Origin of the sequence: Epilithonimonas sp. (assembly GCF_036780765.1) — a bacterium.
Taxonomy (GTDB): domain Bacteria; phylum Bacteroidota; class Bacteroidia; order Flavobacteriales; family Weeksellaceae; genus Epilithonimonas.
Genome location: NZ_DAIQCG010000003.1, coordinates 134,477 through 161,133, shown reverse-complemented (window position 1 = coordinate 161,133; position 26,657 = coordinate 134,477). Strand labels below are relative to the sequence as shown.

The window sequence follows — 26,657 nt, the reverse complement described above, 5'->3', positions numbered from 1 at the left end:
AGGCAAATTTTTCAAAGTTTTAAATCTGCAATATCCGCATCATCAGCGAGAGTTGAACAAGCTTTAATCAAAATGAGAATAATAATTTCGTTAATAGCTCTCTGTCTTTTTACAATTTCTTTTGCTCAAGTCTATGATTTTGGAAAAAATTCAGAAGTTGGAAAAATCCTTCATTTGAAAGACGCAGATATCTATTATGAAGTTTATGGAAAAGGCAAACCGCTCTTTTTAATTCACGGCAATGGCGGAAGCATCGGTGCTTTTCAAAAGAAATCCCAAACTCTCAACTGAAAATCTTCGAAGGCGCTTCTCACGGCGTTCCTGTTGAAAGAGCTGAAGAGTTGAGTAAAGATGTGATGGGGTTTATTAAAAACTAATCAATCGTCAGCATTTTCAACGACCAAAGGTTTCCGTTATAAATATCCAAATCTACTTTTGAATTAATCCCGTAAACAATTCCGTTTTCTGAGAATTGCCAAAATTGCCATTCATCATCAGGAGAAGGGGTTGGAACATCATTGTAATTGGCTAACCAAAGCGGATAATCATCAAACTCGCCTTTCAGATAATCTTTGTAATAGTGATAATAAGTGTAGATAATCGGTTTTTCGCCGTATGTGTCTTCCATTATTTTAATCCATACTTTGAGTTCAGAAATCAATTGTTCTTTTGATTTTTTTCTTGGATTTTTCTCAATGTCAAGAATTGGAGGAAGGTCACCTGATTCTAATTTTGCTACCGAAAGGAAAGAATTGGCCTGCATCACAGGGTCTTCATCTGGACGATAAAAATGATAAGCGCCACGAATCAAGTTATGCTGTTTAGCCGTTTCCCAAAAATGGTCAAAGTTTTTATCTAACTTTCGGTTTCCCATACTTGCTCGCAGAACCACAAATTTCAAAGGAATTGTTTGGTTTCCAATACTTAAGCTGTCCCACTGGATATCTTCTTTTCTTTGATAATGCGAAATATCAAAACCAAAAGTCTGATTGGCATAAAGTCCAGTGATTTTTTCAATTCTTGCAGCTTCGGCTTCTGTATTAGAAAGTTTTTTGTGTTCGAAGTGTTTTCCGAGATAATAAGCGAAGTAATAATTAATTTTCTGTCTTAGATAAAATCCTGTTCCCAACAAAGAAATACAAAGTATAATCAAAAGAATCCAACGTTTTTTCATAAAAACACCCTTTCTTTTCTGATGGATTTTCTTCTTTGTACTGAGATTTGCCTTTGTCATAAGTTTTGCAAAAATATTATTTTTCCTCATCGAAAAGAACGGAAAAATTTATTTTTAAAAATTAAAACATTAATTAATTTTTTTGGCTTATTTTATGCTAATATTATAATGTTAATTTTAAAAACATTTAGAAAATGGAAAAAAGAATTTTGTCATTGGCAGCAGTAGTTTTAGTAGCTGTGGCAATGAACGCTCAAACTGTAAAACAAGAAGTTAAAAAAGATGCTAAAGCTGTTGGAAACGCAGTTGAGAAGGGCGCAAAAGCTACAGGAGAAGGTGTAGAAGATGCTGCAAAATGGACAGGAAAAACAGCCAAGAAAGGAGCAAAAGCCACTGCAAAAGGCGTAAAGCAAGGTGCTAATTGGACTGGAAAAACTGTAAAAAAAGGTGCTAATGCAACTGCAGAAGGCGTAAAAGATGGTGCTAAATGGACAGGCAAGACTGCCAAAAAGGGAGCAAAAGCAGTGAGCGATACTTATAAAGATGTGAAAGATGATATCAAGAAAAAAGATTAATCTTTCCTAAAAAAATTAAAACAACTTCAGTATTTGAAGTTGTTTTTTTGTAACAAAAATGTTCTATTGTGAACTAATGATAAAAGATAACCATAATATTTAACTATCTTAGTTGATATAAATTAAAAATTAAAATGAAAAAATTGATTTTGACATTTGCTCTTTCTGTTGCGACAGTAGCAAATATTTCTGCTCAGACGGCAAAGCAAGTGATTGATAATTATGTAACTGCATTGGGCGGGAAACAGAAATTAGAATCTGTAAAAACGCTTTCTATGAAAAATACTATCAGTGTGATGGGAATGGAAATGGAAGGAAAAACAGTTAAAAAAGACAATAAATTCAAGTCTACGCAAAGTATGATGGGGCAGGAGATGTCACAGGTTTTTGATGGAGAAAAAGGTTTTGCTAACCAAATGGGACAAAAAATAGATTTCCCTGCTGACCAAGTTGCAAAATTGAAAGATGCAAAAATAATGGATGCACTCGGGTTGAATCCTGAGAAAATGAAAACTGTTGAGAAAAAGCAAATCGATGGAAAAGATTATATCGTTTTGTCTTCTGACGATAGCAAGTATTATTTTGATGCAAAAACCAATTTGCTTTGGAAAACAGAAGGTGATAAAGGAACAATGATTATTTCAAAATACGCAGATATTGACGGAATCAAATTTGTAGAAGAAATGTCTATCGATGCAGCAGGTCAACAGGTTTCTGTAAAGAACTCTGACATTAAAATCAATCAGCCGGTTTCTGATGAAGAATTCAAATAATTGAATTTAAGAATAAAATAAAAAAGGATTCAAAATTAATTTTGAATCCTTTTTTTTGTGAAATATTTTGAAATTTGAAGTCTCGAATCTTGTATCCTGACTCTCAAATCTTATTAAGAATTATATTCTTTTTCCCATTCTTCAGCAGCTTCACAAAGTGTATTGTAGAACGCTTCTCCGTATTTTCTGATCAACGGCTCTTTTAGGAATTGATAAATTCTAACCTGTAATTCTTTTCCCAAAGTACAAGCATCATTACAGATTTCCCATTCGTGGTAATTAAGTGCAACAAAAGTTTTATAATCATTCACACGAATTGGATAAAGGTGACAAGAAATTGGTTTTTTCCAATCCACAACGCCGTCTTCATAAGCTTTTTCAATGCCACATTTCGTGGTTCCTTTTTCGTCAAAAATAACATAAGCACATTCGCTTCCGTTCACCAAAGTTGTTACGTAACCACCATCATAAGGGTCAATCACCCAAGTTCCTTGTTCCTCGATAGCTTTCACGCCTTCTGGTCTTAGATAAGATTTGATTTTCGGAAAAATTTCGTCAAGAATTGGCAATTCATCTTTATCCAAAGGCGCACCAGTGTCGCCATCTACACAACAAACACCTTTACATTTGGTAAGATTGCAGACAAAACTTTCTGCGAAAACATCTTCTGAAATTAATTTATCATCTATCTGAATCATTCTTCATCAAATTTTAATATTGTGCAAAATTAGCAATTTTAAATGCTGCCAAGCAAAAAACAATTATCCAAAGTCCCAATTCCTGCATCCAATATTTGGGTAAGAAACGCAACATTCTGCTGATAATAATGCTGGAAGGCAAAGCCAAAAGCAACAGATATTCATAATCTTTACCCATATAAAAAATGATGGTAATCAATTGTGCAAGGGAAAAAACGAGTACGAAAGTATATTTGTATCTGCTGATAGGACTTTTCTCATTGTAATGTTTGAAATGATCTGACAATGAGTATAATAACATCAAAGCAATCGGAATCAAAAAGTATAATGGATAATGAGAATCCATCATTTCGAACTTTCCGTAAAATGGCAAATAAGTTTTGTCCCAAGTTGTGTAATGAATCAAATACATTAATCCAAAATAACTTAAGACAATCAAAATAATCCCGAATAACAAACGGAAAATATTAAGTCCAATTCTACTAGAAGTTCCAATAATATGGAAAATCACGAACACTCCCAAAGGCCAGCTAGCAGGAGAAACCAGATAATTAAAAGCCAAAATAGAACCAACAAGCATAAAAGAACTCTTTCTAAGTTGGTCGTTTTGGCTCGTAAGAATTAATAAAATAATAGCGCTCGTCAAAAATGTAAATGCCAATCCAACGTCAATTGCCCCATCATAAAACGAAGCCACAAAAATCGTGTAAAGAAAAAGTGGAAGATGAGAAAACTGGTTAAGCGCTATCGCATTGAATAAAAAATATCCTAAACTGATTCCCATAAATGTAATTATCGCTGGAAATACATCTATATATTTGAAATCTAATAGATTAAGCGATAAAAAAATCAAAAACAGGAAACCAATGTAAACCGGAACCGAAAAAATATTGCTTTCTTTAGAAAGTAATCGAAACATTTTTTATAAATTTGTGCAAAGTTAATTTAAAAAAAGAAAAAGATGACATCTTTCTGGTTAGCATTAAGCGCAGCTTTCAAATGGTCGTTCGGTTTTTATACTCTTTTTGGCAATGTGTTGAATTGGGTTTTATTCCTGGTTGCTACAGGATATTTTTGCTATTGGTGTTATATTTTGGTAGTCACTTTAGGTGCTCAAAAGGATAAAGATTATTTCTCTCCTACAGAAGGGAAACACCCTTATTATGATCCAAAAATCTACAAAAACGAAGGTTAAATAAATTGATTATATTTATAAAAAACCCGTCTTGTTATTCTAACGAGACGGGTTCTTTTATTTTTTAACCTACATTTTTGGTGCAATTATTCTTCGTCGTGACAAGGAACTACTAAAACTGGGATTTTAGATTTTTTTGTAATTTCTTTTGTCAGACTTCCAATAAAAACATCGTAAACACCGCTTCTGCCGTGCGAACCAACTACGATATAATCTGCATTTTTTTCATCAGCAAATTCTAAAATGGTATCTCCGGCAATGCCCTGTTTCAAAATATGAGTGCAATTTACGCCTTGAGAAATCACTTGTTGTTCTAGTTTGTTCAATTCTTTTAGTTCATATTTGATTTCGTTTTCTTCCACTTCCGGAAAATATTGGAAACCCATATCGCCAATTACAAAACCGATGTCCGTTGCAGCAACGTGAATCAAAGCGATTTCTGCGTTCACATCTTTCGCAAAATTCACAGCATAATCTACCAATTTATTTGAGCTATCAGAAAAATCTACAGGTAAAATAATTTTTTTCATAATCCTAAGTTTATAGTTTGTTTAAAGCAAATATTTAGCCATTAATATAATAGAACAACTGATATTTATCTACTGAATCTTAAGTGAAAATAATTTTTCTTTTTCCAAATAAGCTTCCAGAATATCATTCTCAGAAACTTTCCCAACACCTTTTGGAGTTCCTGTAAAAATCAAATCACCAACTCTTAAAGTGAAATATTGCGATGCAAAAGCAATAATATCATCAAAACTGAAAATCATTTCGCGGGTATTTCCGTCCTGAACTTTTTCATTGTTTTTGGTTAATGAGAAATTTAGACTCTGCAAATCATAATTTTCTTTTGATATAAAATCCGAGACAACAGCAGAACCATCAAAACCTTTCGCCAGTTCCCAAGGCAAGCCTTTTCCTTTCAGTTTTGACTGTAAATCTCGTGCTGTAAAATCAATACCAAGACCTATTTCTTCAAAATGTTTTCCGGCATTTTCTTTTTGGATGTATTTTCCGCCTTTTGAGATTTTCAAAACCACTTCCAACTCATAATGAACATCATCAGAAAATTCTGGGATATAAAAATCAGAACCTTTTTTCAGGATTGCAGTATCAGGCTTCATAAAAATTACTGGGTCTTCAGGAATTTCGTTTCCTAATTCTTTGGCGTGTTCGCCGTAATTTCTTCCTATGCAGATTATTTTCATTGGTTTAAATTTAATTTTAAAACTTAGACTTCAATTGAATTTTCGTGAAAATCTTTTTAGTGTAAAGTGGAAAATCGGCACTCTGAAGCCAACCGTAATAGCCCAAATCTTTTTGGAAAACTTCTTTCACCACTTGACCTTTATATTTTCCAAAGGCAAAAATCTCTTGTTCTTTTTCATTGAAATGAATCATTCCTGCTAAATCTGCAAATCTGTTATGGAAAGAAAAATCGCTTAAACCGGCAACTTCATTTGGCAAATCTTCATAATGACCAACTTGCGCATCCAAAACTTCAAAAGTTGCCAAGACATCTGCTTCTGCAGAATGGGCATTTTCCAAAGTTTTTTGACAGTAAAAATTGTAAGCAGCAGAAAGATTTCTAGGTTCCATTTTGTGATAAATCGTTTGAGCATCAATCAATTTAAATTTACTCAAATCGAAATCCAAACCTGCACGCAACAATTCTTCTGCTAAAAGAGGCACATCAAAACGATTGGAATTGAAACCTCCTAAATCTGTTCCGGAAATCATTTCCATAATTTTAGGCGCAATGTCTTTAAAAGTTGGCGCTTCTGCAACATCAGCATCATAAATTCCGTGGATTGCCGAAGATTCTTTTGGGATTGGCATTTCTGGATTCACTTTCCAAGTTTTACTTTCTCGGGAAGCATCTGGATTGACTTTCAGAATACAGATTTCTACAATTCTGTCTTTTCCAACATTGGTTCCCGTTGTTTCCAAATCGAAAACACAAAGCGGTTTATATAATTTTAAGTTCATTTGTTTGTAATTATGAGTTATTAGTTATGAATTATGAATGATTTTTAGAATTGATAATTCATCATTTATAATTATTTAAGTTGTTTTTGGAATATCAGTGAAATCAAAATATAATAGATAATGATTAACGGAATTCCGACGGTTTTAAAAATTAGTAAAATCAAAATTCCACCAATCAATAAAGCTAGTTTTGGATAGTTGTCTTTCAGTTGTTTTGATTTGAATTTCATTGCAATCATTTTGATTGGTGAAACCAGTAACCAAGAAGAAATAACGGTGAAAATCAATAAATAAATTTCGTTCTCAAAAAGAAAACTAAAATTTCCGGATTCTTTGTAAGCATAAAATAATCCAAAAATCAAAATCGTATTGCTTGGCGTATTCAGTCCTTTGAAATAATATTTTTGGTCATCATCCAAATTGAAAATTGCTAATCTAAGACAAGAGAAAAGTGTAACGAGAAAACCTAAATAATAATACCAAGGAAAATCGATGTATTGATTTCCAACAAAAGCTATAAACAATGTAAATCCTGGCAAAAAACCAAAACTCACCATATCTGCCAAAGAATCAAGTTGTCCTCCAAGATTACTGCTGGAATTCATTGCTCTCGCAATAAAACCATCGAAAAAATCAAGGACTAAGGAAATAATAATGCAAATTGCCGTCGTCTGATAATCGCCGGAAAATAAATGAACAATCCCAACGCAACCAGAAAAAAGATTCCCTAAAGTAAATGCGTTGGCGAGGTTATTTTTTATGAAATTCATATCACAAAAATAGGAAAATAGTTGGAGGATGGATGACGGAAGATGGAAGTTTTTAATGCCCATAGAAAAACTTCCATCTTCAAACTTTTGGCTTCCATCTTTTCGTAATTTTGCAAAATGAAGAATTTGAGATGGCAAGAATTTTTTGCCTTGATTTACAGACTTTTTTTGGTTTTTTTCTTTTATCAGATTGCGAGACTTTTGTTTTGGGTTTTCAACAAAGATTTGATAAAAGTTGAAGGGATATCAGAATATTTTAAACTGTCATATTATGGAACTGCGTTTGATACAACTGCAATTCTTTATGTGAATGCGGTTTTTATCTTATTAAGTATTATTCCAATTACCATCAATACAAAGAAAAGCTATCAGAAATTTTTGTTCTATTGGTATTTTATCACAAATGGGATTACCTATTCTTTTAATTTCGGAGATATTATTTATTATAGATTCAGTCAGGCAAGATTGACTTCTGCAGCAATAGAAGTTGGTAAGAATGAAAATAATCTTGGCCGGATTTTTTGGAATGCATTGTTACAACATCCATTTGTTTTTATTTGGTTTATCGTCATCATTTTCATCTGGATTTTCCTTTACAAAAAAGTGAAAGTCAATGAAGAAAAGCCGAAACAGTTGGTTTCTTATTTTATTTCGTCAATTGTTATTTTATGCATTACAGCAACATTGGTTGTTGGAGGAATCCGTGGTGATTTTAAACATTCTACAAGACCAATTAATTTGGTGGATGCCAATAAACAAGTCAGCAATCCGTTACAGGGCAATCTTGTTCTGAACAGCGTTTTCTCTTTTTTCAGAACATTGAATACCAATAATTTTAAATTGGTTCATTTTGTTGATGAGAAGTTTATTGATAAAGAAATACAACCTTACAAATTATATAATCGTGAGGCGGAACCAAAACCAAACGTAGTCATTTTCATTATAGAAAGTTTTGGAAAAGAATATTCCGGTGCTTTTAATAGAAATACAAATATTAAAGATTTTGTTTCTTACACGCCATTTTTTGATAGTCTGGCTACTAAGAGCTTGATTTTTACTAATGCTTTTGCCAACGGAAGACAATCTATCCACGGGATGAGTTCAGTTTTAGCAGGAATTCCGAGTTTGACGGATGCTTTTACGAGTTCACCATATTCTAATCAAAAAATCCAATCTATTGTTTCGGTTTGTAATGATATGGGTTATGATACAAGCTTTTATCACGGTGCGCCAAATGGATCAATGGGATTTCAGGGATTTGGAAATATTTTAGGCTTCAAACATTATTTCGGAAAAACCGAATATAATAATGATAATGATTTTGATGGAATCTGGGCGATTTGGGATGAACCGTTTTTTCAATATTTTGCAAAGAATATCGGAAAGAAGCAACCATTTATGTCAACATTATTTTCTGCGTCTTCTCACGATCCGTTTAAAGTTCCGGAGAAATATCAGAATAAATTCAAATCTGGACCATTGCAAATTCATATTCCGATTCAGTACACAGATTATGCTTTGAAAAAATTCTTTGAAACAGCGAGTAAACAACCTTGGTATCAGAATACGATTTTTGTGATAACAGCAGATCATACTAATCAAACTTACTATCCGGAATATCAAAAAGCAATGAACCGATTTGCAATTCCGTTGTTATTTTTCTCTCCCAATTCAAAATATAATTTGAAAGGAGTGGATGATAGATTTGCACAACAAATGGATATTTATCCAACATTGGCAGATTTATTAGGTTACAATAAAAAAATCAGAAGTTGGGGAAGAAGTTTGGTTTCTGATAAAAATGAAGATTATATGATTGTAAATTCAGATTCGATTCAAGAGCAATTGATTATTGGAAATTACATTTATACTTTCAATGGAAAAGAGGTAACTGGGATTTACGATAAAACAGATTTAGCATTATCAAAAAATCTTATTAAAAATAATTTGAATGCTGAACAAAAACTCGGGATTGAAAAAACTAAAGCTTGGTATCAGGATTATATGGATAGAGTAATTAACAGAAAACTGAGATAGCATCATTGTTTAAGTTTTGAAAATTCTTCCAAAAGGCTTTATTTATGCTTCGGATAGCAAATAATTCTTGTTTGTTTAAAATTAATTTATATTTTTATCAATATTAATTTAACGTTAATAATTTAAAATAATCAAACAACAAACAACTTAAAAATAAAGACAATGAAAAAGTTAATTTTAGCATTTACCTTATCATTTATCGGAGTTCTATCATTTGCTCAAATCGAAGGAAAATGGAAAACCATCGATGACGAAACAGGAAAGCCAAAATCCATTGTAGAAATTTGGAAAAAATCAGATGGCAAATATTACGGTAAAATTGTTCAGTTACTTATAAAACCAGAGAACAACAGCTGCGTAAAATGTAAAGACGACCGCAAGAACAAACCTTTGATTGGTCTGGAAATCATCCGCGGACTTTCAAAAGACGGCAACGAATTCTCTGGAGGAACAATCACCAATCCTAAAGACGGAAAATCTTACAAAACAGAAATTGTTAGAGAAGGCGACTTGCTAAAAGTAAAAGCAATCATTCTAGGAATTGCGGTTAAAACTCAAACTTGGCACAAAGCAGACTAACTGAAAATTATGATAAATCGCAGGCTCCCATTTGGGAGCCTTTTTTGTTATGCAGATAATAAAAAAATTAATACTTTTGTAGTTCGAAATTTTAAACAAAGAACATTTTCATAATCTTTATATCAAATGAAAGAACATACATTTCGTGAAGTAATTGCTCAAGCTATGAGCGAAGAAATGCGTAAAGACGAATCCATTTTTCTTGTAGGAGAAGAAGTTGCAGAATATAATGGAGCTTACAAAGCATCCAAAGGAATGTTAGATGAGTTTGGTGCAAAAAGAATCATCGATGCACCAATTGCAGAGCTTGGTTTTACGGGTATTTCTGTAGGAGCCGCAATGAATGGGAATCGTCCAATCGTAGAATATATGACTTTCAACTTCTCGTTGGTAGCGATTGACCAGATTATCAACAACGCTGCAAAAATTTATCAGATGAGCGGTGGACAATGGAACTGTCCAATTGTTTTCCGTGGTCCAACAGGATCTGCAGGACAATTGGGAGCAACGCACTCTCAGGCTTTCGAAAGCTGGTATGCAAACTGCCCAGGTCTTAAAGTAATCGTTCCTTCCAATCCTTACGATGCGAAGGGACTTTTGAAATCTGCAATCCAGGATAACGACCCAGTTATTTTTATGGAGTCTGAGCAGATGTATGGAGACAAAATGGAAATTCCGGAAGAAGAATATTACATCCCAATCGGAAAAGCAGATATCAAGAAAGAAGGAAAAGATGTGACTTTGGTTTCTTTCGGTAAAATTATGAAAGTAGCTTTACAAGCTGCAGAAGATTTGGAAAAAGAAGGGATTTCTGTAGAAGTTATCGACCTTAGAACAATCCGTCCTTTGGATTACGATACAATTCTTGAGTCTGTGAAGAAAACCAACAGATTGGTAATTTTGGAAGAATCTTGGCCATTCGCTTCTATTTCTACGGAGATTACTTACATGGTTCAACAAAAAGCATTTGACTATTTGGATGCGCCAATCAAGAGAATCACTACACCAGATGCTTCGGCACCATATTCAGCACCATTATTTGCAGAATGGTTCCCTAAAGTGGACAAGGTGAAAGAAGAAATCAAAAACGCATTGTACATCAAAGCATAAAACAAACTAACTCCCGGATTTATTCGGGAGTTTTTTATTGGTAAATATTTTTAGGAGCTATTTCCCGCTTTCCGTTGCAATCTTTTGCTTTTTCATAGGTGAAAAAAAGCAAAAGGATTTCCACTACAATCGGGGCTATGGGATTTGTCATCCAAATTCAACATTCTACAAAAAAATACAATTTTGTCATTCCACAGGAATCTCATCGGTTTAGATTCCTACGGAATGACAAACTTCCTTTTAATTTATGTCTTTGCTGAGCGCAAGCGTCTTTGCGAACCTTAAAAATATTTTCAATAATATCAAAAAAAATCTTTACGTACTTTGCGTTTTAAATTTATATTGAAAGTAAATCTCAAATTATTTCTCAAAATAAAACCATAAAAATTTGTAGGTTAATAAATTATTCCTATTTTTGCACCTCAAAATGAGATGTAAATTATGTTAATAATACCAGTAAAAGACGGAGAGTCTATCGATAGAGCTTTAAAAAAGTACAAAAGAAAATTTGATAAAACTAGAGTTGTAAGAGAACTTAGATCTAGACAACAATTTATTAAGCCTTCTGTAACTTTGAGACAAGCTAAACTTAAAGCAGCTCACAAACAAAGAAACTTGAGCAAAGAAGAACAAGCTTAAGTTCTTTTTTAGCAAAACATAATAAAAATCACTTCCGAATTTCTATATTTGGAAGTGATTTTGCATTTATAGACCTATGATAGAAAGATTTCTAGATTACATAACAGTAGAAAAAAGATATTCTCCACATACGTTGACCAACTACAAAAAAGATTTGTCAGATTTTTCAGCCTTTGTTTTGAAGACAGAGGCTTTAGAAGATATTGTTCACGTTCATAAGAAAGTGATTAAAAACTTTATTGTAGAGTTGAGTAACTCTGGATTGAGTAAAAGAAGTATCAATAGAAAGCTTTCATCTTTGCGTAGTTTCTATGTCTTTATGCTTCGTTTGGAAGAGATAAAGGTTTCTCCGATGGAGACTATCGATTCTCTCAAATTCTACGCAGAAAAAAGAATTCCTTTCTCTGTAGTAGAAATGGATCAAATAAAAACAGAAGTAGAGGAGAAGGGCAATATGACCCTTCTTGATAAATTGATTATAGAAACATTATATCAAACAGGAATTAGAAAAGCTGAGTTGTGTGGTCTATTGATGGAAAATGTAGATTTCTCAAAAAAAGAAATATTGGTTATTGGTAAAGGAAACAAAGCTAGGGTAATCCCTATCGCGGATGATTTGCTTGCAGATTTTCAATTATATCTCAATATTCGTAAAGCCAATTCTGAAAATGAGCATTATTTTTTTGTTAATAAAAATGGAAAAAAACTGGGTGAAAAGTTTGTGTATTTGGTCGTTAATAAGTACTTTAGTGTAGTTACTTCTAAGCAGAAAAGGAGTCCGCATATTCTCAGACATACTTTTGCTACCCACGTTTTAAACCAAGGTGCAGAAATATCTAAGGTTCAAAAAATATTAGGACACGCCAGTTTAGCTAGTACACAAGTTTATACCAGTGCGAATATAGAAAAGCTGAAAGAAGTTTATAAAAATGCACATCCAAGAGAAACTAAGAATAAATAAACGATATGGAGTAAAATTTACTATTTAATTGTTTAACCATTAAAATCAGACGTTATGAAGATTACAATTCAGACTGTAGGTGTAACACCTCACGAACCATTAAAAGAAAGAATTGAGAAAAAATTAGCCAAGCTTGAAACTTTTTATGACAAAATTGTAGAAGCTGCGGTTTACCTTAAAGTAGAAAATACATCAGAAAAAGAAAATAAAACCACGGAGCTTGTTGTGAAAATTCCGGGTAATGATATAGTCGTAAAGAAGACGTGCGCTAGTTTTGAGGAGAGTTTAGACGATTCTGTAGAAACTGCTAAGAAACTGCTAATCAAGAAAAAAGAATTAGCTTAGAAAAAAAATGCGTTTTTTTGTAAAAAAAGACTTGTAGGTTTCAAAAAAGAGTCTCATATTTGCACTCGCAAAACGGAAACATCCGCAGCGCAGAAATATGATCTTTAATTTGAAGCCTACTTTTTATAAACTATAAAGTTTAAAAGATGTCAGAAAAATATTTTTAAAAAAATATTTGCAAGATTCAAAAAAAAATCATCATATTTGCTCTCGCAAAAAGGAAGTAACCAAAATGCAAGATTAACGATCTTTATTTTAAAATATAAATGCCTCCATAGCTCAGTTGGCCAGAGCACGTGATTTGTAATCTCGGGGTCGTGGGTTCGAATCCCTCTGGAGGCTCAATTTATAAAAATTACTGGGGAGATACCAGAGCGGTCAAATGGGGCTGACTGTAACTCAGCTGCTTCGGCTACGTAGGTTCGAATCCTGCTCTCCCCACTTTTTATAATTTATTTTAGTTGCATAATTCAAAATTTATTTTTAGATTTGCACACCTTTACCAACAATTTAGAAAACAAAAATTGCGAAAGTAGCTCAGTTGGTAGAGCGTCAGCCTTCCAAGCTGAATGTCGCGGGTTCGACCCCCGTCTTTCGCTCAAAAAATCACAAACCCTCGGGAATGTGATTTTTTTTTAAGCCGACTTAGCTCAGGGGTAGAGTGCTTCCTTGGTAAGGAAGAGGTCACGGGTTCAAATCCCGTAGTTGGCTCAGAAGATTCTTTTTTTAGGATTTTTTTGGAATGGTTTTTTATGTTTTTTAATGTAAATTTGCGTTCCGACTGAGGAGTGTAGCTGATGGATTGTTTTAAGTTATTTTAAATTGAAAATCATATTATTATTTTTTATTCAAAATAATTTTTGATATTCAAAAATTCATTATATTTGCAGACCGAAAAAAACAATATTAAATAAATTAAATATTAAAATCATGGCAAAGGAAACGTTTAATCGTTCAAAACCACACTTGAACATTGGTACTATTGGTCACGTTGACCATGGTAAAACTACTCTTACAGCTGCTATTTCTGCTGTATTAGCTAGCAAAGGTCTTGCTGAGAAAAAAGACTTCTCTGCAATTGACTCTGCTCCTGAAGAAAAAGAAAGAGGTATTACTATCAATACTGCTCACATCGAGTACGAAACTGAAAAAAGACACTACGCTCACGTTGACTGCCCAGGTCACGCGGATTATGTAAAGAACATGGTAACGGGTGCTGCTCAGATGGACGGTGCTATCGTTGTATGTGCTGCTACAGACGGACCTATGCCTCAAACTAGAGAACACATCCTACTTTGCCGTCAGGTAAACGTACCTAGAATTGTTGTTTTCATGAACAAAGTAGATATGGTGGATGATCCAGAATTGTTAGAGCTTGTTGAAATGGAATTGAGAGACTTATTGTCTACTTATGATTTCGATGGTGATAACTCTCCAGTAATCCAAGGTTCTGCATTAGGAGCTCTTACTGCTGCTACTGCTGCTACAGTTGATACAGAAGATAAATGGTTCAAATCTGTTGAAGAATTAATGAACGCTGTTGATGAGTGGATCGAGCAACCACCAAGAGATACTGATAAGCCTTTCTTGATGCCAATCGAAGACGTATTCTCTATTACAGGTAGAGGTACTGTAGCAACTGGTAGAATCGAGGCTGGTGTTATCAACACTGGAGATCCAGTTGATATCGTTGGTATGGGTGATGAGAAATTGACTTCTACTATTACAGGAGTTGAGATGTTCAGAAAAATCCTTGATAGAGGTGAAGCTGGAGATAACGTAGGTCTATTGTTGAGAGGTATTGAAAAAACTGACATCAAGAGAGGTATGGTTATCGCTAAGAAAGATTCTGTGAAGCCACACAAAAAATTCAAAGCTTCTGTTTATATCCTTTCTAAAGAAGAAGGTGGACGTCACACTCCATTCCACAACAAATACCGTCCTCAGTTCTACGTTAGAACTACAGACGTTACAGGTGAGATCTTCTTGCCAGAAGGAGTGGAAATGGTAATGCCTGGTGATAACTTAGAGATCACTGTAGAATTGTTACAACCAATCGCTCTTAACGTAGGTCTTAGATTTGCGATCAGAGAAGGTGGTAGAACAGTTGGTTCAGGTCAGGTTACTGAAATCCTAGACTAATCGTCTTAGAATAATATAAAGCTTCCGCAAGGAAATCTTGCGGAACTTTTTAATCTACGGGCATCGTCCAATGGTAGGATACCGGTCTCCAACACCGTTGATCTGGGTTCGAATCCTAGTGCCCGTGCAAAAATAAAATAATGAGCTCATTAGTTAATTTTTTAAAAGGTTCTTATACAGAATTTAAAGATAAAGTAGAGTGGCCAAAATGGCCAGACCTGCAGTCTTCTACAATTGTTGTAGCAGTGACTACTGTTATCCTTGCTTTATTTACATTTGGAGTAGATTCTTTGTTTAGTGTGACTATTAAGAATTTTATTGCGACGTTTATTAATCTATTTAACTAATTCAAAATTACTTTCCTCATGAGCGAATCGAAATGGTATGTGCTGAAAGCTATTAGCGGACAGGAAAATAAAGTTAAGAATTATATTGAGAACGAAATCCAACGTTTAGGGATGGATGCTTATGTTACTCAAGTTGTAATTCCTATGGAAAAAGTTATCCAGATTAGAAATGGAAAAAAAGTTCCAAAAGAGAAACCTTATTATCCTGGTTACCTTATGGTAGAAGCTGATTTGGTAGGAGAGGTTCCTCACGTGATAAAAAACATCCCAGGGGTTATTTCTTTCTTGAGCCTTACAAAAGGAGGTGAGCCTGTTCCTATGAGAAAATCTGAGGTTAACAGAATGCTTGGAAGAATGGATGAGCTTTCAGAATTTGCTACAGATGTCGAGATTCCTTTCATTGTTGGAGAAAATGTTAAGGTAATCGATGGTCCTTTCAACGGTTTCAATGGAACTATTGAAAGGATTCTTGAAGACAAAAAGAAAATCGAAGTTTCGGTTCTGATTTTCGGAAGAAAGACACCAATGGAATTGAGCTTTATGCAAGTAGAAAAAGTATAATTACTTTTACAAAATATATAAAACACCTAAGAATTTTCTTAGGTGTTTTTCTATTTTATCATCTCGTTATTAAATTCAGTAGGTGTTTTGCCAACATATTTTTTGAAAGCTCTATTGAAATAAGAAATATTATTATATCCCGTACTATAACAGCTTTCTGATACACTTTTACCTTGTAGAATATGATGACATGCTTTTTCAATTCTGTATTGATTGAGAAAATCTGTAAAAGTGATTTTCATTGTTTTTTTGAAAAAGTTGCAAAATGATGGCAAAGTAAGATTTACAATTGCAGCAATTTCATTGATGTCAATCTCTTTCTGATAGTTCTTTTCTACAAACGTAAATATTGATTGTAACCTTTCTCTATTTTTGGAAATAATCGTGTGTGGCATCACTTCTTTATTCAATAATACATAATCTTTTTCATCTGAAAGTTCTACCAAAAGCTTAAGCAATAATAGATATCTTTTATTGTTTTTTGTTTTGAGTATCTCTTGTAATTTCGGAAGTATTCTTTTTTTTGTTGAGCTACTAAACAAGACTCCGAATTTTGCCACAGACAACATCTTTCTTAGATTTGTTAATTCAACTATATCTTTTGAAAATTGGATGATTTCTTCTCGAAACTGTATAACGATCTCTTCATGTGGATCGGATGAATTAAGACCAAATCCTGAGTGTGGAATATTAGAACCAATCAAAACCAAGTCTCCATCACGAAAACTACTTTTGTGATAACCAACGTGCCGTGTTCCACTTCCAGAAAGCACGCAAACCAATTCTAGTTCGGGATGATAATGATATTCCCAACGAAATTCCTTCACAGGAAAATTCATATGTAACGTACGAAAAGACGAATTTTCATCTGGCTTAACATTTTCATAACTTACTCTCATTTGATTAATTAATAATTTTGATAAATATACTATTTTATATTAATGCAGTGTCACTAATGATTTATAGTGTTAAATTAATGTAAACAGTTTCTAGATAATTTTGTAATCGATGAGAAACTTAAATATCAAAGTAATCCTTTTCCTGAACTATTTCCTTTTTGCCATTCTTTTGAATTCGGTGGGAACAGTTATTCTTCAAGTTCAACAAAATTTTGGAATTTCGAAATCCGAAGCTAGTATTCTGGAAGGCTTCAAAGATTTACCAATTGCAATCTGTTCTTTTCTGATTGCATCATTTCTTCCCAAGATTGGATTGAAAAAATCTATGTTGATCGCATTGGCTCTTGTAAGTATAATGTGTTTTCTTATGCCTTTTACGAATGCTTTTTGGTATTTTAAATGTTTGTTTTGTGTTGTAGGAGTTTCCTTTGCGCTTATCAAAATATCGGTTTTCACTTCCATTGGGCTTATTTCTGAAAATGATAAAGAGCATTCTAGCATTATGGGATTTTTGGAAGGATTCTTTATGATAGGCGTGTTGGTGGGGAATGTTCTCTTTAGTATTTTCATAGATGATAAAAATCCACAATCAAGAAGCTGGCTCAATACCTATTGGGTTTTGGGAACGATATCCGTTGTCTCATTTGTGATTCTGACTTTTTCCAAGCTGGATGAAAGTGAGGCCAAAATTGAAAATACAAGTTTGAAAGGTGATATTAAAAATAGCATTAGTTTGTTCAAATTAAGAAGTGTTTTATTCTTTGTCATTTGTGCCTTTTTATTTGTTTTGGTAGAACAGAGTTTCCAAACTTGGACACCCACTTTCTATAAAGAGATTCTTCATCTTCCGACAAGTATGGCGGTTCAAGCTGGAGCTGTTTTAGCTGGAGCATTTGCTTTGGGAAGATTTCTTTCGGGATTTTTCTCAAGAAAGTATAAATGGATATACGTTGTTTCTTTTTGCGTTATCTGTTTTGCACTAAGTATATTTTTGGTTTTACCATTAACTCATAATATTCACTTGGATGAAAATGTAACTTGGTTCAATGCGCCTTTAGCGGTTTATATTTTTCCGATGATGGGTATTTTTCTCGCTCCCATTTATCCAAGTATCAATTCTGTAATTCTTGCATCAATCCCAAAATATCTGCAAAGTTCTATGTCTGGTCTTATAGTCGTTTTCTCTGCAATTGGAGGAACGCTTGGCTCGATGATAACAGGATTTGTATTTCAAGAAACTAGTGGACAACAAGCATTTTATCTCTCATTCATTCCATTGTCACTATTACTGATTTTTGTGATAATGATGAACAAACAACTTGGCAAGAAATGAAACACAGGCATTCAAAAATTCTTTCGAAGAAAAAATGATATGAGTGTTCCATTTGACCTTTGAAAATTAAATATATACAAATGAAAAATTATATCGATATAAAAGATTTTTACAATCTGTTTGAAGCTGTTCAACAAGCTGAGATTTTCGAAGACCAAAAAACAATGGTCGATGCGATTCCCTTATTTCCAATTGCTGAAATCGAGACGAAGTATGAAGAAGAAAAAAATCATATTGATTTTGATTTGAAAGATTTTGTCTTACGAAATTTCTTTTTAGAGAAATTATCAGAAAAAGGGAATGAGATTTCTGCAAACAAATTACCTATCAAAGAACATATTAAGAAGCTTTGGAACCAGCTTACAAAAACAGCTTATGAAGAAAAAGGGACACTCTTGGGGCTTCCGAAGCCATATATTGTTCCTGGGGGAAGATTCATTGAGTTTTTTTATTGGGACAGTTATTTTGTGATGCTTGGATTGCAGGTTTCCGGAAATATCGAAATGATGAAAAATATCGTGGAGAATTGCTCTTACCTGATAATGAATTATGGATTTGTTCCAAATGCAAGCAGGAGTTATTTCTTAACTCGTTCACAGCCACCCTATTTTTCTTTGATGTTGGATTTGATTTATGAAAGTACAAATGATGAAAAAATCTACTTACAGTATTTCGAAACATTGGAGAAAGAATATCAGTTTTGGATGAGTGGGGAAGAAAATTTAGAATTTGGGCAATCTTATAAAAGGGTTTTAAAAACTAATGATGGCGATATTCTTAATCGATATTACGATGATGAAAATCTCCCTCGCCCAGAAAGTTATTTGATAGATGTTAAAGATTTTAAAAATTCCGAGAATCGAGAATTTTATAGAAATATAAGAGCAGCTTGTGAGTCTGGATGGGATTTTTCTAGTAGATGGTTCGCAGATGGTGAGAGTATTAAAACCATCAATACCCTAGAATTGGCACAAATAGATCTCAACTCTCTTCTTTGGAATCTTGAAAATACACTTGCAAAGGCTTCTCGTATTAAAGAAAATTTGACTTTAGAAAAAAAATACCAATCATTAGCAGATCAACGTCTATCAAATATTGAAAAATATTTTTGGGATAAAGAATCAAAAATTTACAGAGACTTCAACTTCTTAAAAAATGAACAGACATCATCAGAGCATATTGCTTCCCTCTATCCATTATTTCTGGGTTTTTCCAATATGCAACAAGCTTTAGATATGAAATATTGGGTTTCCAAAAAGTTCTTGCATCCAGGTGGTCTGGTGACAACTACAAAACAAACAGGAGAACAATGGGATTTTCCTAATGCTTGGGCGCCTAACCAATGGATAGGTTATACCGCGATGAAAAAATATGGCTTTGATGATGTGGCAGATGAAATAAAAACTAATTGGAGTAAAAATGTTGAGAGAGTATATAATAATGTAGGAAAACTGATGGAAAAGTATAATGCAGTGGATGTGAAAACTATTGCAGGTGGAGGAGAATATCCAAATCAAGATGGGTTTGGATGGACTAATGGAGTTTATTTGAAAATAAACAATTAACTTTAAATAACTATAAGATATGAAAAGAAAAGCGTATTTTTTGATGGTAGGCATTGCTTCGGTATACTTTCAAAATGTTTATGGGCAACAGACCGAGAACGATTCTCTAAAATCTAATAATATAGACGAAGTAGTTGTAACTGGAGTTTTTGATAAAAGATTGAAAATGAATTCTCCAATTGCGATCAGCGTTCTTAAAAAAGATTTCATAGAAAAACAAACACCCAACAGCGCAGCAGATTTGTTGAAAAACGTACCAGGAGTTTATGTAAATTCTTCGAATGGTGAAATCCGTAACTCTATTGCTTCTCGCGGAATTACAATAGGAACACAAGACGGAAGTTTTGGTTATGAGTATGTTTCAATGCAAGAAGATGGTTTGCCTATTACTAATACAACTTATTTTAATTATGGGCCAGATTTTTTTCTCCGTGCAGATGCCACAATAGATCAATTAGACGCTGTACGTGGAGGTTCATCATCTATCACTACAGCTAATGCGCCTGGTGGGATATTCAATTATATTTCAAAAACAGGAGGTAATAAATTTGCTGGAGAAGTAAGATTTAGAACAGGTTTCCAAGGTGCTAATACCAGTGGATTGTATAGAACGGATATTAATTTTGGTGGTCCTTTGGGCAATAATTGGTTCTATAATATTGGTGGTTTCTATCGGTATGATGAGGGTGCAAGAAATCCTGGAGATTATGCGCTAAATAATGGAGGCCAAATTAAGATGAATATTGTAAAGAAGTATAATAGAGGTTCTGTAAAAGTCTATTTAAAATATTTGAATGATAAAAACGGATACTCTATGTCTTTGCCAACTAGAGGTTTTACGGATCCAAAAGTAGCAGAAGGCTTCAATAATAGTTCTTCGGTTTTGCTTCCGGAGGTGCAATACACTCAGCAAAATTTTGTAGAAGGTGGAACGCTCAATTATAATTCTAGTAACTTGGTTAATAGCAAATACCGCTCGATAGGTATGAATTGGGATCACAAATTGGGAGAAGGTTGGACTCTGGATAATAAAATACGTTATTCTAATAATGATGTTATTTATAATACATCCAGTTCTACATCTATTATTTCTGCAACATCTACCGCACTTTATAATTTGGTTGGAGCAACTGGATTTGGGACATATAATTTTAGAGATTTGATAACAGGGCAAACAATGTTGAGTGTAAATGCAGCAGCTCCAAATACTGGCACAATGCCTATCTATTCTGTTAATCAAAATAATTTAACCAATCAGTCGTTGGGCGCCAACTCTGTTTTTGTAACTCCTTTGAATCTTTATGAAAATAGGGTAGAGGAATTACTAGAACAATTCACAATTAACAAAAAATGGAGAAATATGAGTTTTTCTTTAGGTGGTTATTTTGGATATTCTGATGCTGCGAGAGTTTCCGGTGGTGGAGGTGTATCATTTACAACATTGGAGCCCCAGCCTCGTATTTTAACAGTAGATTTCAATGGGAGTATCAATGGTTTAGGAGGGAATTATCAGATTACCAATCCAAATGGAGTGGCTCAGTTTCCCGGGAACAATGGTGTTTTGCTAGGTTTTTATGCTAAGCAACGTCAACTGGCAGGTTTCTTTGGTCATACTTGGGATATTACACCAGCATTAACTCTAGATTGGGGTGTGCGTTATGAAAACGGAAATGTAAAGGGGCATAATACAAGAACTTATCTGAAAGTTGCTTCTGGTTTAGACAACAATCCTTATACTTTATATGATAATACTATTTTGGATTATGCACAAACCGTAGATTATAACCGTACTCTAGAAACTTTTGCTTATTCTGCAGCACTTAATTATAGGATTAATACCAATTTGGCTGTTTACGGAAGGTATTCTCACGGAAACAAAGCACCAGATTTGGATGTTTATTTTGCTACAAACCGTGTCACAACTATCCAGTTTTTGGATCCTCAAAAAAGAACTACAGATCAAATAGAAGCTGGTATAAAAGCCAAATATAACGCATTTGATCTATTTGTAACACCATTCTATAGTGTTTTGAAAAACGTTCCTGCAAGTGGTTTTGCTAATATGCCAGACGGAAGTTTCTACGCGCTGCCAACTCTATACAATGATTTTAAAACTTTGGGAGTAGAAATAGAAACCACCGTTCGTCCAATTGATAATTTTAGCATCAGAGCAGTAGCAACACTTCAAAAATCCAAAATTACAAACGGAACATTCTGGATTACCAATGCAGCAGGTCCGCAAGATGATATCAAAGGAGATTTTAGTGGAAATGAAACATCCGCAACACCTAGAGCATTTTTTAACATCACACCAATGTATTCTAAAAATAAGTTCTATACATTTTTAACTTGGAATTATATGGGAGAAAGACAAGCCAACAACAGAAATGCTTTCAAACTACCATCTTTTTCTTTGTTTGATTTTGCTTTAGGATACAATTTCTCAGAGAGTATTTCTGCTTCATTTAATGTGAATAATTTATTTGACAAATATGCAGTGATGAGTTGGCTTCGTCCTGGTTCCTATGCAGAACAAAGAGGTACTTTGGATTCTTTTACTCCAGAATTATACCAAGCTGCTGTCGCAAATAATTCGCCATATTTTACAGTTGCCAACCCACCGAGATCATATTTTTTGACGGTTGTTTATAAACTATAGTATTTTTGGATTGTGAAAAAGAGAATATTATTAGTTGTTTTATTAATGATTGCTTTTCAGAATAGCAATGCTCAAAGATTAATTGAAGTTGATTCTGAAAATAAACTGCATATTAATACCTTATTGAAAGACTCGGTAAATATAAAGTTGCAAGGTCCTGATTTTTTTGCTAATTCAGATTACAAAATATCAAAAAACAACCTTGGGTATTGGACTGTAGAAACGCCTCCAATGCCAATTGGCTTCCATTACTTTTGGATTTTGATAAATGGTAAAAAGTATTTGTTACCCAAAGAGGAGACTTATTTTGGTTACAATCAAGATGTTAATGCCTTCGAAATTAATTCTAATGAAACTTTTTTTGAGCCAAAAACCAATCAAAAAGGATTAATAGAAAAACGGACAATTCATAAAACCTCTGAAGAAAAATATTTTCTTTACAAGCCTTTTGGTTTTTCGATTAAGAAAAGATACCCGTTATTGGTTTTGTATCATGGCGCAGGAGAAGATGCTTCTGGTTGGGTAAAACAAGGGAAAATTCAAAATGTCTTGGACAATCTTATCTCCGAGAAAAAAATAAAACCTTTGATTGTTTTGATGTTAAATGGTGATGTTAAGAGCGAGATTTCTTACAAAAATTTAGAAGATGAGACTTTGTCTGAGATTACATTAATAGAAAAAGAATTGATAAATCAAGTTTTACCAGAATTAGAAAAAGAATTTTTTCTTTCAAAAAAAAGCATCGCGGGTTTATCAAAAGGAAGCTATCAAGCTTTCAAAATTGGGACAGATCATCCAGAAGTGTTTTCAAAAGTTGGGGTGTTTAGTCCTGTACTATACAGTAATGTAGTAGAAGATAAGTTTGCTAAAATAAAAACAGAGAATTTAAGTAAACAAAAATTTTTCTTAAGTATTGGAAGTCTTGATAATGAGCGTTTTATTAATTTTAAAACTATTTTAGAAAAAGAATTCAGGGAGAGAAAGATTCCATTCAAATCTTACATATCTCCAGAAACATATCACGAATGGTTAACCTGGCGTAGAAGTTTGTATAATTTTCTGCTTTGGCAAAAATGAAATTAACTAAATCAAATTTTTTGAGTGGTTGTATCGCACTATGATACAACCACTTATTTTTTATTAATTTGAAAAAAAATATTTAATTTTGGTTTGTAAATTCAAATATAATTAATACTTTTGCAAACCGAAATATAGGTATACTTTCTATGCAGGTTGCTTATGTTGAATAATAAATGCTTCCACATTCATTATTTATTAATTTAATCAAACATTAAAATGGCTAAAAAAGTCTTTAAAATGGTAAAACTTCAGGTGAAAGGTGGCGCTGCTAACCCTTCTCCACCAGTAGGTCCAGCTTTGGGTTCTGCGGGTGTGAACATCATGGAGTTTTGTAAACAATTCAACGGTAGAACTCAGGATAAGCCTGGTCAAGTTTTGCCAGTTGTTATTACGGTGTATGAAGACAAATCTTTTGAATTCATCATCAAAACACCTCCAGTTGCAATCCAATTATTGGAAGCTGCAAAACTGAAGAGTGGATCTGGAGAACCTAACAGAAACAAAGTAGGTGCTGTATCTTGGGCTCAAGTTCAGAAAATTGCTGAGGACAAAATGGGAGATCTTAACTGTTTCTCTGTTGAACCTGCAATTTCTATGGTAGCTGGTACTGCTAGATCTATGGGATTGAGAGTAACAGGAGCTAAACCAACTAACGCTTAAAACTTAAAGAAATGGCAAAATTGACAAAAAAGCAAAAAGAAGCTTTAAGTAAAGTAGAAAAAAACAAAATTTACAATCTTGACGAAGCATCTGCTTTGGTAAAAGAAGTAAATTTCGCAAAGTTTGACGCGTCTGTAGATATCGCTGTTAGATTAGGTGTAGATCCAAGAAAAGCAAACCAAATGGTAAGAGGTGTTGTATCTCTTCCTCACGGTACTGGTAAAGATATCAAAGTTTTAGCTTTGGTAACTCCAGATAAAGAAGCAGAAGCTAAAGAAGCAGGTGCTGACTATGTAGGTCTTGATGAGTATTTGCAAAAAATTAAAGAAGGTTGGACAGATGTTGACGTTATCGTTACTATGCCAGCTGTAATGGGTAAATTAGGACCATTAGGTAGAGTTTTAGGACCAAGAGGTCTTATGCCAAACCCTAAATCTGGTACTGTAACTATGGAAATTGGTAAAGCTGTAGCTGAAGTAAAAGCTGGTAAAATCGATTTCAAAGTAGATAAATACGGTATTATCCACGCAGGCATTGGTAAAGTATCTTTCGATGCTGCTAAAATCAAAGAAAATGCTCAAGAATTGATCTCTACTTTGATTAAGTTGAAGCCAACTGCTGCTAAAGGTACTTATGTTAAGAGTATTTTCATCTCTTCTACAATGAGTCCTGGAATTGCAATTGATACTAAATCTGTTAACTAATTATAATCCTTAAGACAATGACAAAAGACCAAAAAGTTGTAGCGATACAAGAGATCAAAGACTTGCTTCAGGATGCAAAAGTAGTTTATGTAGCAGATCTTGAAGGATTGAATGCTTCTAAATCTTCTGATTTCAGAAGACAAGCTTTCAAACAAAATATCAAAGTAAAAGTTGTGAAGAACACATTGCTTCAAAAAGCAATGGAACAAATCGAAGGTGTAGATTACTCTGAGATGTTCGAAACTTTCAAAGGAAACTCTGCGATTATGATTGCTGAAACGGCTAACGCTCCAGCAAAATTGATCAAAGATTTCAGAAAGAAAGAAGAGAAGCCAGCTCTTAAATCAGCTTTCGTTCAAGAAACTTTCTATGTTGGTGATGAGAACCTTGACGCATTAGTAAGCATCAAGTCTAGAGAAGAAATGATCGGTGAAATAATCGGATTACTTCAATCTCCAATCCAAAGAGTTGTTTCTGCTCTTCAAAACAAATCTGAAGCTGGAGAAGCTACAACTGAAGAAGTTGCTGCTCCTGCAGTAGAAGAAACTCCTGCTGAGGCTGCTCCAGAAGCTCCTGCTGCAGAAAGCACTGACGAAACGCCAGCTGCTGAATAATTACACTCAAAAAAATAGATAAATAATCAACAAAAAACATTACAACAATGTCAGATTTAAAAAATTTAGCTGAAACGCTAGTAAACTTAACAGTAAAAGACGTAAACGAATTAGCTGCTATCCTTAAGGATGAGTACGGAATTGAGCCAGCTGCTGCTGCAGTAGTAGTTGCTGCAGGTGGTGCAGGTGAAGCTGCTGAAGAAAAAACAGAATTCGATGTAATTCTTAAATCAGCTGGTGCTTCTAAATTAGCTGTTGTTAAATTGGTAAAAGATTTAACTGGTGCTGGTCTTAAAGAAGCTAAAGACATCGTAGATGGTGCTCCTGCTCCATTGAAGCAAGGTGTTTCTAAAGACGAAGCTGAAGCTTTGAAAAAGCAATTAGAAGAAGCTGGTGCTGAAGTAGAATTGAAGTAATCATTTACTCAATAATATTATAAAGCGGTAAGTCCTAGACTTACCGCTTTTTTTATGCTTATGTTAAGTTTAAATATATTTCGTTAATAAGTAATTAATTTTACTAATTTTGCAAAGTGAAAAAAAATTTATTACCTTCCTTTGCGAATGTAAAAGATTATGCCAATTTATTACCTAAATTCTGGCAATTTTCTGTTATACTTTTATTTCTTTTTCTAAATTCTCTTGCTGCTCAGGAAACTCAGATACAAGAACCTGTTTCTTCTGGACTAATTATTACTGTTGGAGATGCGGTAATATATTCCAAAGATGCTTCTTTTAATGAGCAGATTTCCAAAAGTAAATCTATACAGCAATATTCTGAAATTGTTAAAATCAACGATAACGAATTAAAGATTGTTGCTAAGTACTCTGATAAACCAACTAAGAAACCACAACCTAGAATTAATGAAAAGGTTGATTTGTTGGCTGCTAAAAAATTAAAAGAGAATAAGAAAGTAGATCTTCCTAAAAAGAAAATTGATCTTCATATTTCTGTTGGTTATACAGATAGTCAATTTCTTGCAGGTGTCGGCTCTGTAAGAGGTTCATATCTTCCTCCTAGTAATGATTATCAGTATTCCAAATATTTTTTGATATCTTCTGTTAGCTCAGAAAATGTATCATTAGAATTCTTACATTATACCAATTGTTTTTATAAAAATGACAATTCGAAATTACAGGTAAACGTTTCTAGTTTTTCTGTGAGGCCTCCTCCCTCTGATTTAATTAATCATTAAATTTTTACATTCTTATTTCTTGGGAAATTCTTTTTCTCAAAGGAATTTTATTT

General features: G+C 33.5%; 30 protein-coding genes and 5 tRNA genes. 27 read left to right on the top strand and 8 right to left on the bottom strand.

Translation table 11 applies throughout. The features are described 5' to 3' along the window. The first annotated feature begins 72 nt into the window (after positions 1-72). The gene (locus tag V7P73_RS07265; protein ID WP_333852282.1) at positions 73-291 is read left to right on the top strand and encodes a hypothetical protein; all 219 of its coding nucleotides are present in this window, start codon (positions 73-75) and stop codon (positions 289-291) included. An 82-nt stretch (positions 292-373) separates the two neighbouring features. Here the strand turns inward: V7P73_RS07265 and V7P73_RS07260 are convergent, their stop codons facing one another. Further along, a complete protein-coding gene (locus V7P73_RS07260) occupies positions 374-1,234 on the bottom strand; it encodes a GH25 family lysozyme (protein ID WP_333852280.1) in 861 nt (286 codons plus the stop codon). A 134-nt stretch (positions 1,235-1,368) separates the two neighbouring features. Between V7P73_RS07260 and V7P73_RS07255 the strand changes: the two genes are divergently transcribed. Next, on the top strand, positions 1,369-1,749 hold the full coding sequence (locus V7P73_RS07255; protein WP_333852278.1) for a hypothetical protein: 381 nt from the start codon (positions 1,369-1,371) through the stop codon (positions 1,747-1,749). Between the two features lie 134 nt (positions 1,750-1,883). After that, positions 1,884-2,522: a LolA family protein gene (locus V7P73_RS07250; RefSeq protein ID WP_333852276.1), complete on the top strand. Its 639-nt coding sequence runs from the start codon at positions 1,884-1,886 to the stop codon at positions 2,520-2,522. 113 nt (positions 2,523-2,635) lie between these two features. Here V7P73_RS07250 and V7P73_RS07245 read toward each other — a convergent pair whose 3' ends face one another. Both V7P73_RS07245 and V7P73_RS07240 read right to left on the bottom strand, forming a co-directional pair. Then, positions 2,636-3,220: a DUF3109 family protein gene (locus V7P73_RS07245; RefSeq protein WP_333852274.1), complete on the bottom strand. Its 585-nt coding sequence runs from the start codon at positions 3,218-3,220 to the stop codon at positions 2,636-2,638. Between the two features lie 13 nt (positions 3,221-3,233). Then, entirely contained in the window at positions 3,234-4,139 is a 906-nt protein-coding gene (locus V7P73_RS07240; protein WP_333852272.1) for a DUF6427 family protein, read from the bottom strand. 42 nt (positions 4,140-4,181) lie between these two features. On the opposite strand from V7P73_RS07240, the gene V7P73_RS07235 reads away from it, so the two are divergent. Next, on the top strand, positions 4,182-4,415 hold the full coding sequence (locus tag V7P73_RS07235) for a hypothetical protein (protein ID WP_333852270.1): 234 nt from the start codon (positions 4,182-4,184) through the stop codon (positions 4,413-4,415). Positions 4,416-4,501: 86 nt separating this feature from the next. On the opposite strand, the gene V7P73_RS07230 is transcribed toward V7P73_RS07235, so the two are convergent. The 4 genes from V7P73_RS07230 to V7P73_RS07215 all read right to left on the bottom strand — a co-directional run bounded on the left by V7P73_RS07230 (position 4,502) and on the right by V7P73_RS07215 (position 7,174). Further along, on the bottom strand, positions 4,502-4,945 hold the full coding sequence (locus V7P73_RS07230; protein WP_333852268.1) for a universal stress protein: 444 nt from the start codon (positions 4,943-4,945) through the stop codon (positions 4,502-4,504). 69 nt (positions 4,946-5,014) lie between these two features. Next, complete coding sequence (locus tag V7P73_RS07225; protein WP_333852266.1) at positions 5,015-5,623, bottom strand: fumarylacetoacetate hydrolase family protein; 609 nt, start codon at positions 5,621-5,623, stop codon at positions 5,015-5,017. 16 nt (positions 5,624-5,639) lie between these two features. Continuing rightward, on the bottom strand, positions 5,640-6,404 hold the full coding sequence (locus tag V7P73_RS07220) for a 3'-5' exonuclease (RefSeq protein WP_333852264.1): 765 nt from the start codon (positions 6,402-6,404) through the stop codon (positions 5,640-5,642). A 71-nt stretch (positions 6,405-6,475) separates the two neighbouring features. Continuing rightward, entirely contained in the window at positions 6,476-7,174 is a 699-nt protein-coding gene (locus tag V7P73_RS07215) for a CDP-alcohol phosphatidyltransferase family protein (protein ID WP_333852262.1), read from the bottom strand. Positions 7,175-7,291: 117 nt separating this feature from the next. Between V7P73_RS07215 and V7P73_RS07210 the strand changes: the two genes are divergently transcribed. The 14 genes from V7P73_RS07210 (at position 7,292) to nusG (ending at position 15,895) form a co-directional block, all read left to right on the top strand. Then, the gene (locus V7P73_RS07210) at positions 7,292-9,211 is read left to right on the top strand and encodes an LTA synthase family protein (protein ID WP_333852260.1); all 1,920 of its coding nucleotides are present in this window, start codon (positions 7,292-7,294) and stop codon (positions 9,209-9,211) included. A 162-nt stretch (positions 9,212-9,373) separates the two neighbouring features. Next, positions 9,374-9,790: a DUF2147 domain-containing protein gene (locus V7P73_RS07205; protein ID WP_333852258.1), complete on the top strand. Its 417-nt coding sequence runs from the start codon at positions 9,374-9,376 to the stop codon at positions 9,788-9,790. Between the two features lie 126 nt (positions 9,791-9,916). Further along, positions 9,917-10,900, top strand: coding sequence for a pyruvate dehydrogenase complex E1 component subunit beta (locus V7P73_RS07200; RefSeq protein WP_333852256.1), 984 nt, complete (start codon positions 9,917-9,919; stop codon positions 10,898-10,900). Between the two features lie 441 nt (positions 10,901-11,341). Then, the gene (gene rpsU, locus V7P73_RS07195) at positions 11,342-11,539 is read left to right on the top strand and encodes a 30S ribosomal protein S21 (protein ID WP_027384137.1); all 198 of its coding nucleotides are present in this window, start codon (positions 11,342-11,344) and stop codon (positions 11,537-11,539) included. Between the two features lie 76 nt (positions 11,540-11,615). Then, complete coding sequence (locus V7P73_RS07190; protein ID WP_333852253.1) at positions 11,616-12,500, top strand: tyrosine-type recombinase/integrase; 885 nt, start codon at positions 11,616-11,618, stop codon at positions 12,498-12,500. Positions 12,501-12,554: 54 nt separating this feature from the next. Next, positions 12,555-12,845, top strand: a complete 291-nt coding sequence (locus V7P73_RS07185) for an HPF/RaiA family ribosome-associated protein (protein WP_333852251.1) — start codon at positions 12,555-12,557, stop codon at positions 12,843-12,845. 268 nt (positions 12,846-13,113) lie between these two features. After that, positions 13,114-13,187: transfer RNA gene (locus V7P73_RS07180), tRNA-Thr, on the top strand. An 18-nt stretch (positions 13,188-13,205) separates the two neighbouring features. Then, positions 13,206-13,286 (top strand) — tRNA-Tyr (locus V7P73_RS07175). A gap of 85 nt (positions 13,287-13,371) precedes the next feature. Further along, a tRNA-Gly gene (locus tag V7P73_RS07170) sits at positions 13,372-13,444 on the top strand. 40 nt (positions 13,445-13,484) lie between these two features. Continuing rightward, positions 13,485-13,556, top strand: a tRNA-Thr gene (locus V7P73_RS07165). A gap of 219 nt (positions 13,557-13,775) precedes the next feature. Further along, the gene (gene tuf, locus V7P73_RS07160) at positions 13,776-14,987 is read left to right on the top strand and encodes an elongation factor Tu (RefSeq protein ID WP_333852249.1); all 1,212 of its coding nucleotides are present in this window, start codon (positions 13,776-13,778) and stop codon (positions 14,985-14,987) included. 56 nt (positions 14,988-15,043) lie between these two features. Beyond that, positions 15,044-15,114 (top strand) — tRNA-Trp (locus V7P73_RS07155). 13 nt (positions 15,115-15,127) lie between these two features. Beyond that, entirely contained in the window at positions 15,128-15,334 is a 207-nt protein-coding gene (gene secE, locus V7P73_RS07150) for a preprotein translocase subunit SecE (RefSeq protein ID WP_074236638.1), read from the top strand. 18 nt (positions 15,335-15,352) lie between these two features. Next, positions 15,353-15,895 (top strand): transcription termination/antitermination protein NusG, encoded by a 543-nt coding sequence (gene nusG, locus V7P73_RS07145; protein ID WP_333852246.1) that lies wholly within the window; start codon positions 15,353-15,355, stop codon positions 15,893-15,895. A gap of 50 nt (positions 15,896-15,945) precedes the next feature. Here nusG and V7P73_RS07140 read toward each other — a convergent pair whose 3' ends face one another. Continuing rightward, a complete protein-coding gene (locus tag V7P73_RS07140; RefSeq protein ID WP_333852244.1) occupies positions 15,946-16,794 on the bottom strand; it encodes an AraC family transcriptional regulator in 849 nt (282 codons plus the stop codon). A 109-nt stretch (positions 16,795-16,903) separates the two neighbouring features. Between V7P73_RS07140 and V7P73_RS07135 the strand changes: the two genes are divergently transcribed. The 9 genes from V7P73_RS07135 to V7P73_RS07095 all read left to right on the top strand — a co-directional run bounded on the left by V7P73_RS07135 (position 16,904) and on the right by V7P73_RS07095 (position 26,604). Then, on the top strand, positions 16,904-18,127 hold the full coding sequence (locus V7P73_RS07135) for an MFS transporter (protein WP_333852243.1): 1,224 nt from the start codon (positions 16,904-16,906) through the stop codon (positions 18,125-18,127). A gap of 80 nt (positions 18,128-18,207) precedes the next feature. Next, a complete protein-coding gene (locus V7P73_RS07130; RefSeq protein ID WP_333852241.1) occupies positions 18,208-19,692 on the top strand; it encodes a trehalase family glycosidase in 1,485 nt (494 codons plus the stop codon). 19 nt (positions 19,693-19,711) lie between these two features. Then, positions 19,712-22,351 carry a TonB-dependent receptor domain-containing protein gene (locus tag V7P73_RS07125; RefSeq protein WP_333852239.1) on the top strand — a complete coding sequence of 880 codons (2,640 nt, stop codon included), beginning with the start codon at positions 19,712-19,714 and terminating at the stop codon, positions 22,349-22,351. A 12-nt stretch (positions 22,352-22,363) separates the two neighbouring features. Continuing rightward, positions 22,364-23,428 (top strand): alpha/beta hydrolase-fold protein, encoded by a 1,065-nt coding sequence (locus V7P73_RS07120; protein ID WP_333852237.1) that lies wholly within the window; start codon positions 22,364-22,366, stop codon positions 23,426-23,428. A gap of 219 nt (positions 23,429-23,647) precedes the next feature. Then, the gene (rplK, locus tag V7P73_RS07115) at positions 23,648-24,091 is read left to right on the top strand and encodes a 50S ribosomal protein L11 (protein ID WP_116031731.1); all 444 of its coding nucleotides are present in this window, start codon (positions 23,648-23,650) and stop codon (positions 24,089-24,091) included. Positions 24,092-24,102: 11 nt separating this feature from the next. Next, positions 24,103-24,795 carry a 50S ribosomal protein L1 gene (gene rplA, locus V7P73_RS07110; RefSeq protein ID WP_116031730.1) on the top strand — a complete coding sequence of 231 codons (693 nt, stop codon included), beginning with the start codon at positions 24,103-24,105 and terminating at the stop codon, positions 24,793-24,795. A 17-nt stretch (positions 24,796-24,812) separates the two neighbouring features. Then, the gene (rplJ, locus tag V7P73_RS07105) at positions 24,813-25,409 is read left to right on the top strand and encodes a 50S ribosomal protein L10 (protein WP_312823398.1); all 597 of its coding nucleotides are present in this window, start codon (positions 24,813-24,815) and stop codon (positions 25,407-25,409) included. Between the two features lie 47 nt (positions 25,410-25,456). Beyond that, positions 25,457-25,825 carry a 50S ribosomal protein L7/L12 gene (gene rplL / locus V7P73_RS07100; RefSeq protein WP_333852234.1) on the top strand — a complete coding sequence of 123 codons (369 nt, stop codon included), beginning with the start codon at positions 25,457-25,459 and terminating at the stop codon, positions 25,823-25,825. A gap of 116 nt (positions 25,826-25,941) precedes the next feature. Beyond that, a complete protein-coding gene (locus tag V7P73_RS07095; protein WP_333852232.1) occupies positions 25,942-26,604 on the top strand; it encodes a hypothetical protein in 663 nt (220 codons plus the stop codon). Positions 26,605-26,657: the final 53 nt, after the last annotated feature.